We start from the raw sequence: 12,999 nt of genomic DNA, 5'->3' as shown, positions 1-12,999 counted from the left end.
TAAATGATAAAAAAGAAGTTCTAAAAATAAAATGAAAACACCATATTTTTTAATTGAAAAATAATAAAATGTTATAACATATAAGAAAGCGCTAACATTATATTTCGAATTCCTTATTGGTGTTTTTACCAATACAATCAATTAATTTGAGATTAGAAAGGACAGGATAACATGAAGCTAAATGTTATAAGATCTTCTTCTACTGAAAGGGCGTTTTTTCCTGGAATTTCTAAAACAGCAAGAACTACATATACTTTGATGGAATATAGTTAGTAAAAAATAAAAAAGGGAGTGATAATTGTATGTACAAACATCATCAAGATTCCATTAACAATTTCATTAATATATATAAAGATAATTTAGAAATCATAGCTGCCATTTTAGGAGGATCGATTGCAAAAGGTAAAGAAAGAATAGATTCTGATGTAGATATCATGTTAATTGTTAGTGATGAGAAGTATGAGGAACTTACAAAACAAAATAGGCTTTCAGAAGTAATTACGGATAACTGCACTTATGAGAAGGGTTATTTTGACATAAAATACTTTACAAAAGATTATCTCACCAAGCTTCTAAAGTTGGAAGTGAACCTACTCGAAATGCCTTCGTAGGAGCCCAATGTATATTTACCCATGATTCTGAAATAGTTGAGCTAATTAAGAAAATCCCTATTTATCCAGTCTGGGAAAAGGAAGAAAAAATAATATCATTTTACAGTGCTCTCATGCTAAATAACTTTTATTTTTGGGAACAGGCTATCATCACAAATAATGTCTATTTAAAAACAAGAGTTGCCACGGACATTGTTTTGTTTGGTTCAAGAATGTTACTAGCTTACAATGAGAAACTATATCCTTGTCAAAAGGGATTAATTTCCACGCTCAGCGAACTGGATCAAAAACCGCAAGATATTGCAAATAAAGCCAATTTATTTTTACAAAAACTCGATGAAGATACAAAAAACGATTTTGTATTTTCTATCTTAAATTTTTGTGATTGGAATGTATCAAATGATACGGCAGCTATTTTGAGCAGATCGATTGATGATAATGAATTATGGTGGTATAAGAATCGCCCTGTTCTAGCAGAATGGTAAAGAGATTTAAATAGAGTGATAGAGGAATATTAAACATACTGATATTATTACAAAATTGAATTTAGAGGTAATATTTATTTACACTAATTTAGAAGTCATTAATAAAAACTCATATGAAATGAAATTAACCTGGACGAATAAAGTTGTGGGAATTACGATGCTGTTTAAGTTTCGTTGCAGAACAAGCAATAGGGGATGGGCTTTATCGTCCGAGCAGCATTCTTTCTTTGTTAATTGGGGTAAAAAGTTAAAATCAATTATAAGATTAATTAAATGAGGAGGAACATTTAATGACTATACTGAACCATAATGGCAATAATTCAAAAATTGATTTCCTAAACACAAAATTTATCGATAATCCATATCCAGCCTATGCTGAGATTCGTAAAAATGATCCAGTACATCGATTTCTATTGCCAAATGGACAATTTGCCTGGATTATATCAAGATATAAAGATGCCGCCAAACTGTTAGCTGACTCTCGTTTTGTTACAAATTATCCTGTCCACTCTTCTATTAAAGGAAATCTGCCTCCACACCAAGAAATAATTTCCAGAAACTTACTTAGTGTAGACCCGAAAGATCATCGCCGATTACGACGTTTAATCCAAAAGGCTTTCACACCAAAAATGGTTGAGAATCTTAGAGGAAGAATAGAGGAAATTGCAGAAGAGTTACTTTTTCAAGTTGAGCATAAACAAGAAATCAACTTGATAGAGGACTATGCCTTTCCGCTTCCTATTATTGTTATATGCGAAATGTTGGGTGTTCCCTTAAAAGATCAGGAAAAATTCAGGGAATGGTCGAATGTGATCATGGAAGGAGTTAGTAATCCAGAGCTTTCTCAAAAGACTGAAAACGCGATGATTTCCTTTATCCAGTATTTAGAGGAATTAATTGCCGAAAGAAGAAGGCATCTTCAAGATGACTTAATTAGTGATCTTCTGCGTGTGGAGGATGAAGGAGATGTATTAAGTGAAAATGAATTATATGCACTTGTTTTCGTTTTAATCATTGCCGGTCATGAAACAACTGTTAATCTTATTGGGAATGGTATTCTTGCCTTATTAGAACATCCTGAACAGAAAGAAAAATTAGTATCTCACCCTGAGCTTATTCATGGTGCAATTGAAGAAATATTGAGATATAACGGTCCTGCCGAAGTTAGCAATGTCCGTTTTGCAACAGAGGATGTCATCATTGAAGGAAAACATATTAAAAAGGGGGATATGGTATTTATAGCATTAGCAGCTGCCAACCGTGACGATAATCACTTTATTGAACCAGATTCATTTGATATAACCCGTGAAGCTAATACCCATATCGCGTTTGGTAAAGGAGTTCATTTCTGTCTGGGAGCTCCACTCGCAAGACTGGAAGGTGAAATTGCGATTAATAAACTGCTGAAAAAAATACCGCAAATAAAATTAAAAGAGGATTTAAACACAATTGAATGGCGACCTGGGATTATTATTCGCGGAGCAAAAGAAATTCCGCTTACTTTTTGAAGTATATAATTGGAAAAAGTAATAAATACTATGCCTAAAAGATTTGGTTGCAATATGGGCTGCCAAATCTTTTAAATTAACTTTTAAGCAACAGTATTTCCAACACAGTGAACTTCATAAATCAGTAGTACTAACTATTTTCTTTCCCAACTGTTTTAGTTAAAATAGCAAATCCCTGACAATGTTGACTATACTCTTCTACACTTGGACCATCCTGATATAATCCATAAGCACCTCTACAGAATGTATTTATTGCCTTTTTAACTTTTAGAGGGCGCAGTAAATAACAGTTTGTCTGCAATAATTTCTGTCATAATATCCAAACATCCTTATATACCTCCATTATTATAAACAAAAGAAGAAGTGACTTTTTCTTTTCACGATAGAAATTCTTTCCTATTGACCAAAAAGTAATAAAGTGATAAAATTATTTCGAATTAAAGATATCTTAATTAATTATATTTTTTTATATAAATATCTCAATTTCGAGATAATTAATAGGAGGAAATAAATAATGAATGAGTTAAAAGGACTTCATCATATTACAGCAATTACAAGCAGTGCCGAAAAAATTTATGAGTTTTTTACCTATGTATTAGGGCTAAGATTAGTTAAGAAAACAGTAAATCAGGATGATATTCAAACCTACCATCTATATTTCACGGATGATGTCGGCAGTCCAGGTACGGATATGACATTTTTTGATTTTCCTGGAATACCAAAAGGAGTGCACGGCACAAATGAGATTTCCAAAACATCATTCCGAGTGCCGACAGATGCAGCTTTAGAATATTGGGTAAAACGCTTTGATAAGTATGAAGTGAAGCATAAAGGAATTCAAGAACAGTTTGGGAAAAAGACATTGTCATTCGTAGATTTTGATGACCAGCAATATCAACTGATTTCAGATGAAAAAAATGAAGGAGTTGCATCAGGGACTCCGTGGCAAAATGGACCAGTTCCATTAGAATTCGCGATTATAGGATTAGGACCAATATTTGTTCGGACTGCTTACTTGGATTACTTTAAGGAAGTATTAGAAAAAGTGTTTTTAATGAAAGAAGCTTCTCAAGAGGGTTCATTCCATCTATTTGAAATGGGTGAAGGAGGAAATGGTGCCCAAGTTATCGTAGAATTTAACACCATTCTTCCACAAGCAAGACAAGGGTTTGGTACCGTTCACCATGCTGCTTTCCGAGTAGAAGATCGTGGCGAATTAGATCAATGGCAAGAACGTTTGAGCAGTTTTAAATTGCCAAACTCCGGTTTTGTAGAGCGCTATTATTTTGGTTCTTTATATTCCAATGTTGCACCGCAAATCTTATTTGAATTAGCAACAGATGGGCCTGGATTTATGGGAGACGAGCCATATGAAACATTAGGAGAAAAATTATCCTTACCACCATTTCTCGAACCAAACCGTGAAAAAATTGAAAAGCTCGTAAGACCAATAAACACCGTGCGCAGTAATATAGAAATCAAGAAAGAATACTTGTAAAGCAAACAGAGGGATGGTTCTATAGAGGTTAATGACTTCAATAGAACCATCCTTTTTTATATTTAGAATCATATATTTACTGTCCTCACAAGATCCATCACTCTGGCAAATAAGATTATCTTATACTATATTTAAATTTATAGTGTTTGAGGAAAGTAGGGTTAGTGTAATGAAAACGACGATTTATCAAGTGGCAGAGAAAGCTGGGGTTTCTATTTCTACTGTTTCGAAAGTTATAAATAATACGGGACGTATTAGTGAGGAAACGCGGAAAAAAGTCAAACGCATTATGAAGGAATTGAATTTCCAACTAAGTGTGGTGGCTTCTGCCTTAACGGGAAAGCAGACGAAAACAATTGGTTTTCTTATTTCTGATATATCCAATCCCTTTTATGCAGAAGTTGCGCGGAAAGTAGAAAATAGAAGTAGAGAACTTGGCTTTCATGTCATGATGTGCAGTACTGATAATGAAGAAGAAAAAGAAAAAAATTATTTATCCTTGTTAACTAGACAGCGTGTCGATGGATTAATTATAGCTTCTGAGTTTCATAATACGGATATATTGGCAGAAGTGATTGAAAATCAGCAATTGCCAGTTGTACTGATTGCTTCTGATATTCCTAAGCTTCCCATTCATTCCGTCAGAGTTGACGACTATCAGGGGAGTTATTTAGCCACTTCTCATTTAGTACAGCTAGGACATCAGCGAATTGCCATGATAGCCGAGAAAATTAGAAGTAATCATCAACGGGTAGTAGGTTATAAAGATGTTTTAGGAGAATATGATCTCCCTTTATATGATGAATATGTTATCTATACAGAGGCTACTCATCAAAGGGGCTATGAAGCTGCGATGAAGCTTCTTTCATTGGAGAATAGACCAACAGCTATTTTTGCAAGTAATGATTTATTAGCAACAGGTATTATTAAAGCAGCGAAGAATTTAGACATAGAAGTTCCTAATAAACTTTCGGTGGTTGGCTTTGATAATACTATTTTATCAACGGTTATTACCCCGGCATTAACGACTATAGCACAGCCTGTTCAGGAAATGGCTTCGAAAGTAGTCGATTTGCTTATGGAAGAAATGGAGCAGCCAAGTAAATATAAACAGCGTTTACTATTTACTCCCGAATTAATCATTCGCGATTCTACGTTGTGATACGAAATGTAAAATGAGTTGACATCAAAGTTGCTCAATAGTTACTCAAATAATGAAAAAATCATGAGAACTTTTTTAATAAATCATGTTGCAATAAATGGGATTATCAGCTAAAATGAACCTAGCTGCAAAAGAAAGCGTTTTACCAAAAGGTTTTGGTATGACCAATCATCTATGTAACTACCAAATCTAAAGTAGAAAAAGGAGGGGATTTATAACTCTAATACTTTATGGTTGTATCTGTTCAATAATGAAGAACTAAGGGGATTCAAAGATTAAACAGTATATAGGGAGTGATTAGGTGAATAAAAAAACAAAATGTGCTGTTATGGGAATTGGCAGATTGGGATATTGGCATGCTGTAAATGCATCAACAAGAATTCAACATGTAGAAGTCGCTGCTATTTTTGATATTGATATAATCCGAGCGGAGAAAGTAGCAAGGGAGTTAGAGATTCCTAAATTCACTTCAAATGCAGAGGCGATATTTCAAGATGAGACGATAGAAGCCGTTATCATTGCTACGCCAACAAGTACCCATTTTGAATTTTTAAAGCAGGCTTCTTTTGCTAATAAAAAGATTTTTGTGGAAAAGCCATTGACCATTGATATACAGGAGGCAAAAGAGATTACTAGTTTAATTGATAAGAATCATACATATTGCCAATTGGGCTTTATGAGAAGATATGACCCGGCATACGCGGAAGCCAAAAAGAGGATACTTGCTGGAGACATTGGGAAACCGCTTTACTTCAAAGGCATATCAAGGGATCCAGATTGTCCTCACGAAAGCTTTATTCAGAACAGCGGCGGAATTTTTGTGGACGTCTCTATTCATGATTTTGATATAGCAAGATATTTATTAGCATCCGAAATCAGCAAGGTTTCCGCTAATGGGAAAGTAGTTAAATATCCTTTTGTGGAAAAATATAACGATATTGATCAAGCGCTTTCCTATATAGAGTTTGAATCAGGTGCAGCTGGCGATGTTGAAGCTAGCAGAAATGCTTACTATGGCTATGATATCCGCGCCGAAATTATTGGTTCAGAAGGAACCATAGTGGTAGGAGATAACTTACAGCAGCATAATCTTCATATCTTTACAAAGGCAGGTAAGACACATAATATTCTCCCTCATTTTCCAGAAAGATTCGCAGATGCTTACTATTTAGAATTAGATGATTTCTTTCGAGGCATTCGAGAAAATAAACATGCTTCCGTTACAGCTTACGACGGATTGAAAGCGCTTCAAATTTCTTATGCAGCAAGATCTTCTTATCTAACACAACAACCGGTCTCATTAGCAAAGGAAGAAAGTGCCATAGCAAATATAGATTAATTGGTTCAGCTCATCTTTATTGTCATTACTATTTAAAAAAAATAATCGAGAATAGAGGGGTATATGCTATGAAAAAATTTGGTTTGTTGCTTACGATTATTGGTTTAGTAATTGCGATGGTGGGATGTGGCAAGAGTGCATCCGGAAGCGGGGAAGATGGAAGCGTTGCGGTTGTATTGAAAACATTGAGTAGTCCTTACTGGAAGTATGTAGAAGCAGGAGCGAAGGCAGCAGGAAAAGACTTAGGTGTGGATGTTACTATTGTGGGACCTGCTTCTGAGTCACAAATTATGGAACAAGTTAACATGATTGAGGATTCTTTAAACCAAGGGATAGGTGCACTTGTTGTATCTCCAACCCAACCAGATACTGTCGTACCAGTGTTAGAGCAAGCGAATGTGCCGGTCCTTTTTATTGATACGGACGCCGATTTTTCTGGAAAAACTTCTTTTATTGGTACAGATAATTTAACAGCAGGGAAAGAGGGCGGAAAACTGCTTGCTTCTTTCCTAAAAAAAGGAGATGAAGTTGCTCTGCTTGGTGGAGCGTTAGGAAATACAGCAATGGATCAACGTATTAAAGGTGCGAAAGAGTCTCTAGAAGAAGCAGGAATGGTTATTGTGGCTGAGCAGCCTGCAGATAGTGATAAAACAAAAGCTAATTCAGTAGTGGAAAATATTTTGCAAAATAATCCTAATATTAAAGGGATATTTTCGGCAAATGATGATATGGCAATAGGGGCGTTACGTGCGACAGAGTCGAAGGGAATTAAACTTCCGATTATTGGAACAGATGGAACTGCTGAAGCAATTCAATCGATTATAGATGGAGATTTAGCTGGATCTATTGCCCAAAATCCATATGAAATGGGCTATAAAGGGGTGGAAAATGCTGTTAAAGCAATGAAGGGGGAAAAAGTAGAATCAAGAATCGATAGTGGAATTGATATCATTACGTCTGACAATGCGCAGGAGAAATTAGATTTCCTTGAAGGAATCGCAAAATAATGAAAGTAACTATATGAGTTCTACTGTCTATTTGAGGATGAATTCGTATAAATGTTCTTTATAACAGATATCTTCGTAACTAGAAAACATGGAAATAGAAGCTTAGAAAGGAGAACAAGTATGGAAGATGGGAAACAATTGCTTGTGATGAAAGGGATTAAAAAAAGCTTCTCAAACAATCATGTCCTAAAAGGGATTGATCTCGAAATAAAGGCGGGAGAAGTCCATGTTTTATTAGGAGAAAATGGTGCCGGAAAATCAACATTAATTAAAATTTTGACTGGTGCATATGAGAAAGATGGCGGAGAAATATATTGGGAGAATCAATTAGTCTCCATCAATTCCCCTGTCGATTCTATGAAGATAGGCATTGCCACGATTTATCAAGAGTTAAACGTTATCCCACAGCTTAAAGTATATGAAAACATTTTTTTAGGGAGAGAATTGAAAAACAAGGGAAAATTATCTTTTTTAAATCGAAAAAGCATGCATGAAAAAGCGAAGGAATATTTACGAATGCTTGGGCAGGACCCATCGATTGCGGATAAAGAGTTAAGTGAATTAGGAATGGGGCAGCAGCAACTTGTTGAAATTGCGAAGGCCCTAACTTTGGATGCAAAATTACTCATTATGGATGAGCCAACATCGAGTTTAAGCGGGGCAGAAGTAGAACAATTATATGATACGGTTGAGAATTTAACGAAAAAGGGAATGGCAATCGTTTTTATATCCCATCGCTTGGAAGAAATTAAGCGAATAGGGGATCGAGTAACCATTTTAAGAGATGGCTATAAAATTGAGACATTGCCTGTAAAAACAACTAGTAGCGATCAATGGATTGAGTTAATGGTTGGAAGGTCATTAGATGAAAAATATCCGAAGAAGAATTTTCCATTAGGAAAGGAGGGGTTCCGAGTTGAAAATTTAACAGTGAAAGGGACTCTTCATCCAATAAATTTTCATGTTAATCACGGAGAAATTGTTGGATTTTCTGGTTTGGTGGGTGCGGGCAGAACAGAACTTGCAAGGGCGATCTTTGCAGCCGATCCAAAAGATGGGGGGAAGATTTTTGTAGAAGGAAAAGAAGTTTCCATCCGAACACCGAGAGATGCTATCAATGCAGGAATTGCCTTTATTACAGAAGATCGTAAAAGTGAAGGCTTGCTATTGGATCAGCCGCTTGATTTTAATATCGCATTAGCTAATATGAAGGGCTTTCAAGGAAAAAAATCAAAGTTGATCAATCTTCAGCAAATTAGAAATGTGGCCAATTCATATATTCAAGAGCTTCAGGTCAGGCCGAATAATGTGGAGCTAAATGCAAGAAAACTAAGTGGAGGAAACCAGCAAAAAGTTGTGATTGCAAAATGGCTGGAAACGAAAGCAAAGGTGTTTATTTTTGATGAGCCAACGAGAGGGATTGATGTTGGAGCGAAGGTAGAAGTATATCGGTTAATGAATCAGCTGGTAGAAAACGGTGCGACTGTGATAATGATATCTTCAGATTTACCTGAAATTCTTGGTATGTGTGACCGTATTATTGTCATGCATGAAGGAAAGATAACTGCTACTTTAGATCGAACAGAAGCGACACAAGAAACGATTATGAAAGCAGCTACAGGAGGGTGATAGTATGTCAAAAGCAGCGATAAATGATGTGCAGGCAGAAATTAAGGCCCAGGAAAGAAAAAAATCATTCCGATATTATTTAGATAAATTTGGTGCGGTTATTGGCTTAGTTGTACTAAGCATTATTTTAACGTTTTTATCCGATCGATTTTTGACACTAAATAACTTAATGAATATTGCTCGTCAATCTTCTATTAATGCTTTACTAGGACTCGGGATGCTGCTGCCGATCTTAACAGCGGGCATTGATTTATCTGTTGGGTCTATTCTTGCTATATCCATTATGGTAATGGGAGTCGTGGTTGTGAATATGGGAGTTCCTCCTGTAGTTGGAATTTTAGTATGTTTATTAGTGGGGGGATTCTTTGGCTGGCTAAACGGAATTATGCTGACAAAGCTGCGTTTACCACATCCGTTTATATCCACTTTAGGAACAATGAATATAGCGAGAGGGTTAGCCCTTATTATCACAGCAGCAGCTCCAATCGCTGGTTTTCCTTATTTGATTCAATTTTTGGGGAGAGAGTTTGTCGGTCCTATTCCGGTTAGTTTCGTATTGGTTCTTATTATGTATGTTATCTTCCATCTTTTCTTAACCCGTACGAAAACAGGAAGATATATTTATGCAATTGGCGGTAATAAGGAAGCTGCACACTTATCAGGAATTAATGTAAACAGAGTCCTAATCATTGTTTATTCCATAAGTGGCTTTATGGCCGCACTTGCAGGATTAGTAATGGTGGGGCGAGTAAATTCTGCCTTTCCACTTGCAGGCCTTTCGTATGAATTAGATGCTATTGCAGCAGTAATTATAGGCGGCGCCAGCTTCTTTGGTGGAGTTGGAACCGTATGGGGAACCTTAATTGGAGCCATGATTATAGCCGTTCTCCGCAATGGATTAAACCTATTGAACGTATCAGCAGACTTTCAAATGACCGTAATTGGGGTGGTTATTATAGCAGCAGTATTCGTAGATGTTATCAGACAAAGAAGATCAAAAAAAGATTAAAGGAAATGAAGGGAGGGTTCTTGTAGAGTTGAATCCTTCTCACAAGAACCGTCCCTGTGCTTGCCCTTTATAGATAGGGAACTTTTCTAGGCTGATAAGAAATAGTTTCTGCTGAATAGATCTCTATGAGTAAATGATGTCCTAACATTTTGGCTTGAATAAGGACGGGAAGTTCGTAGTTATTTTCAAAAACAAAATCTGGTCCGTCCCAGCTGACGGTGGCATCTCGCTTGGGCGGAACATAAGAGATTTTTCTACTATGTGAATATCGTTGAATGATATTTAATCCCGCATTATCTACAGCATTAAAAAGGGTAGAGGAAACTTGGCAAATTCCACCGCCAATATCTTCTGAAAATTTCCCATGAATAATTACAGGAGCCTGTAAATATCCCTTTTCCACAGTTCTTTTCCCAACAATTTGATTAAAGGAAAATTTTTCATTTGGAAAAATGACACTGTTATTAATCGCTTCTGTAGCTAGGGAAATATTCATGCTCCGTTCTTTATTTCCCTTGTTAAAAGATGTTATATATCTACCTATTTTTTTGCGGCGAATACTTTCTAACAATTCACTATCTACCTTAGGATAAATCACTTCTAGGGGGTACCCTTTGTTACTAGAAGTATCATTAAAATAATGTGCATACATTTGCTCTATAAATTTAACTCGATGCAGACGATAACCAACTTCTTCAGGGACAATCTCTCCATATTTATTGACGGCAGCATCTTTTGGTGCGATATACACTTTTTTATCTATTTCATCCATTACTTTATTGAACTCATCTGTATGGATAACAGGTAAACCAGGGGACTTCCATAAAAAATTTTCTTCTTTCTTACCTTTAGGTTGTGATATACTTTCAGTTGCTTTAATAAAATCACCTGATAAAAGTACAGAATGAGAAAATAGCAGCACTCCGAGTAAAAAATGAACATACATAAGAAATACCTCCGTAAAGATCTCCGTTATTCATTAATATGTGTTTGTTTTTTTATTTAATGTACTTAATTGTAATTTTAATGAGGTAGTAGAGGTATTCACTTGGAAGTGCGAAGATTGTAAAGAAGCAGAGAGACATTTTTGGATGCTGCTTTGGCTGATAGTCTCTCTACTTTGGCTGATAAGCCCCCGAGTTTGGCTGATAAGCCCCCGAGTTTGGCTGATAAGTCCTCGAGTTTGGCTGATAAGTCCTCGAGTTTGGCTGATAAGCCCTCGAGTTTGGCTGATAAACCCTCGAGTTTGGCTGATAAGCCCTCGAGTTTGGCTGATATCCACCTGTTTTTGTGAGGCTATGACTTCACAATAACCGTTTTTCTATCTATCTTTTTTAATAATGGTGTACGCACCGCTAAACATGGCCATTAGCAGTCCAGCTATTGGGAAGATAATCCAATTGATATGCCAGTTTCCATACACGATGCCAGTAATTAAGAAAATGACAACAGCTAGTGGCCAGATAACCGCTGCAAAGGCACCGATTACTTTATCCTCTTTTTCTTTTTCGAAGGAATAGTCTTCAACTTTTAACAGCTTTTCATATGCATCTTTTTTGCCGCCACTAATAATAAATAGATATACTGCTATTGCAATAAAGGCTAATAAAAGACAGACCCCATAAACCGCTGCTTGATCACTGATACCAGAGGTTACTAGTATTGCAATTGGGGATAAAATACATAATGCTACACCGATAGTTACGGAACGAAAAAAGATTGGCTGATAAGCATCTTTTTCTGCCGTTATTTTCTTTTTTAAAGGAATGGAAAGCTCAAAACTAGCTGTTTTTTCCATAAATTTATATTTTTCTAACAGCTGGCCACTATAAATGAATAAACTAACAGCGATTGCTACGAATAAAAGTAATTGAGCAACACCGATTAAAGTGGCTGTGTTTTCGGTTATGCCGTTCAGCAATCCTTGATCATACATTTGAAGGCTGAGAATTAGCAGGGCGGAACCAAGTATACACAGCATCACACCGATACCGATAAAATTCATTGCCTTTGCTGTTTTTTGTAAAAAAGTTGTTACTTCTTCTTCAGTAAGTTGGCGTTCTAATGATGTTTCCTCGGTTAAGGGAAGATCAAGCTCACTTAACAGTTCATCCATATTACCAAATTCAGAGATGACAATCCCAATTGCTTCATGTTCCATTTTTCCAGCCTTTTTTAATTCATTATATTTATCCTCCATATTTGAGAGCATTTCTTGTTTCAGTGTTTCCATTTCTAAAGTTTTTGGTAAGCTGGCAAAGACATTGTCTAAATAATTTATAATGCTATTCATTATATCCCTCCTTAATAAATAAGTTAATTACTTCCTGGGTTACGAACCATTCTTGGCATTTTTCCTGATAATATTTTCTGCCTTCTGACGTTATGGTGTAATAAGTTCTTCTTTTTCCAAATTCTCCTTCTTTGTAATAGGAATGAATATAGTTATTTTTGATTAATCGATTAAACGCAGAATAAAGGGTTGTTTCTTTAATAATGTATTTTTCGTTAGTTAATGTTCGTATATCTTTTGAAATTTCATAACCATAAGAATCCTTTTCTAATAGTAAAAAAAGAATGATGGTGTCATTATATCCGCGAATGACATCACTGCTAATCAAAAAATCACCCCTTCCAAATACTTCATCTATCATACTATGTCTGTCGTAGTAATTATACTTTACCATATATACTACGACAGGTGAAGTAAAAATGTTAAAAATTTCTGATTTCCCTTTCTTTACATAAATT

12 protein-coding genes are annotated in these 12,999 nt (G+C 35.7%); 9 read left to right on the top strand and 3 right to left on the bottom strand.

Translation table 11 applies throughout. The features are described 5' to 3' along the window. The first annotated feature begins 302 nt into the window (after positions 1-302). From BCI01S_RS08795 to BCI01S_RS08755, 9 genes are all read left to right on the top strand, one after another. Positions 303-611 (top strand): nucleotidyltransferase domain-containing protein, encoded by a 309-nt coding sequence (locus BCI01S_RS08795; RefSeq protein WP_061798156.1) that lies wholly within the window; start codon positions 303-305, stop codon positions 609-611. Positions 612-724: 113 nt separating this feature from the next. Beyond that, positions 725-1,096 carry a hypothetical protein gene (locus BCI01S_RS08790; RefSeq protein WP_061798154.1) on the top strand — a complete coding sequence of 124 codons (372 nt, stop codon included), beginning with the start codon at positions 725-727 and terminating at the stop codon, positions 1,094-1,096. 290 nt (positions 1,097-1,386) lie between these two features. After that, positions 1,387-2,604, top strand: coding sequence for a cytochrome P450 family protein (locus tag BCI01S_RS08785; protein WP_047942129.1), 1,218 nt, complete (start codon positions 1,387-1,389; stop codon positions 2,602-2,604). Between the two features lie 514 nt (positions 2,605-3,118). Next, positions 3,119-4,102 (top strand): ring-cleaving dioxygenase, encoded by a 984-nt coding sequence (locus BCI01S_RS08780; protein ID WP_061798152.1) that lies wholly within the window; start codon positions 3,119-3,121, stop codon positions 4,100-4,102. A 169-nt stretch (positions 4,103-4,271) separates the two neighbouring features. Beyond that, entirely contained in the window at positions 4,272-5,264 is a 993-nt protein-coding gene (locus BCI01S_RS08775) for a LacI family DNA-binding transcriptional regulator (RefSeq protein WP_061798150.1), read from the top strand. Positions 5,265-5,565: 301 nt separating this feature from the next. Beyond that, positions 5,566-6,603, top strand: a complete 1,038-nt coding sequence (locus BCI01S_RS08770; RefSeq protein WP_172885249.1) for a Gfo/Idh/MocA family oxidoreductase — start codon at positions 5,566-5,568, stop codon at positions 6,601-6,603. Positions 6,604-6,671: 68 nt separating this feature from the next. Continuing rightward, the gene (locus BCI01S_RS08765; RefSeq protein ID WP_061798148.1) at positions 6,672-7,610 is read left to right on the top strand and encodes a sugar ABC transporter substrate-binding protein; all 939 of its coding nucleotides are present in this window, start codon (positions 6,672-6,674) and stop codon (positions 7,608-7,610) included. A 120-nt stretch (positions 7,611-7,730) separates the two neighbouring features. After that, a complete protein-coding gene (locus BCI01S_RS08760; protein ID WP_047942134.1) occupies positions 7,731-9,239 on the top strand; it encodes a sugar ABC transporter ATP-binding protein in 1,509 nt (502 codons plus the stop codon). Positions 9,240-9,243: 4 nt separating this feature from the next. Further along, complete coding sequence (locus tag BCI01S_RS08755) at positions 9,244-10,248, top strand: ABC transporter permease (protein ID WP_061798146.1); 1,005 nt, start codon at positions 9,244-9,246, stop codon at positions 10,246-10,248. Positions 10,249-10,315: 67 nt separating this feature from the next. On the opposite strand, the gene BCI01S_RS08750 is transcribed toward BCI01S_RS08755, so the two are convergent. The 3 genes from BCI01S_RS08750 to BCI01S_RS08735 form a co-directional block, all read right to left on the bottom strand. Next, entirely contained in the window at positions 10,316-11,194 is an 879-nt protein-coding gene (locus BCI01S_RS08750; RefSeq protein ID WP_047942136.1) for a VanW family protein, read from the bottom strand. Between the two features lie 375 nt (positions 11,195-11,569). Beyond that, entirely contained in the window at positions 11,570-12,541 is a 972-nt protein-coding gene (locus tag BCI01S_RS08740; protein ID WP_047944477.1) for a permease prefix domain 1-containing protein, read from the bottom strand. Further along, entirely contained in the window at positions 12,534-12,869 is a 336-nt protein-coding gene (locus BCI01S_RS08735) for a PadR family transcriptional regulator (RefSeq protein ID WP_047944476.1), read from the bottom strand. Before BCI01S_RS08735 ends, BCI01S_RS08740 begins: the two co-directional genes overlap by 8 nt. Between the last annotated feature and the right edge of the window lie 130 nt (positions 12,870-12,999).

Source organism: Niallia circulans NBRC 13626 (assembly GCF_001591585.1).
GTDB lineage: Bacteria > Bacillota > Bacilli > Bacillales > Cytobacillaceae > Niallia > Niallia circulans.
Note: the sequence above shows the minus strand (reverse complement) of the source record. Positions and strands in the feature narration are given on the sequence as shown.

Bases quoted from the DNA above. Each gene is read 5' to 3' on its own strand.
- BCI01S_RS08795 (WP_061798156.1), top strand. From the start codon at position 303: ATGTACAAACATCATCAAGATTCCATTAACAATTTCATTAATATATAT.
- BCI01S_RS08790 (WP_061798154.1), top strand. From the start codon at position 725: ATGCTAAATAACTTTTATTTTTGGGAACAGGCTATCATCACAAATAAT.
- BCI01S_RS08785 (WP_047942129.1), top strand. From the start codon at position 1,387: ATGACTATACTGAACCATAATGGCAATAATTCAAAAATTGATTTCCTA.
- BCI01S_RS08780 (WP_061798152.1), top strand. From the start codon at position 3,119: ATGAATGAGTTAAAAGGACTTCATCATATTACAGCAATTACAAGCAGT.
- BCI01S_RS08775 (WP_061798150.1), top strand. From the start codon at position 4,272: ATGAAAACGACGATTTATCAAGTGGCAGAGAAAGCTGGGGTTTCTATT.
- BCI01S_RS08765 (WP_061798148.1), top strand. From the start codon at position 6,672: ATGAAAAAATTTGGTTTGTTGCTTACGATTATTGGTTTAGTAATTGCG.
- BCI01S_RS08760 (WP_047942134.1), top strand. From the start codon at position 7,731: ATGGAAGATGGGAAACAATTGCTTGTGATGAAAGGGATTAAAAAAAGC.
- BCI01S_RS08755 (WP_061798146.1), top strand. From the start codon at position 9,244: ATGTCAAAAGCAGCGATAAATGATGTGCAGGCAGAAATTAAGGCCCAG.
- BCI01S_RS08750 (WP_047942136.1), bottom strand. From the start codon at position 11,194: ATGTATGTTCATTTTTTACTCGGAGTGCTGCTATTTTCTCATTCTGTA.
- BCI01S_RS08740 (WP_047944477.1), bottom strand. From the start codon at position 12,541: ATGAATAGCATTATAAATTATTTAGACAATGTCTTTGCCAGCTTACCA.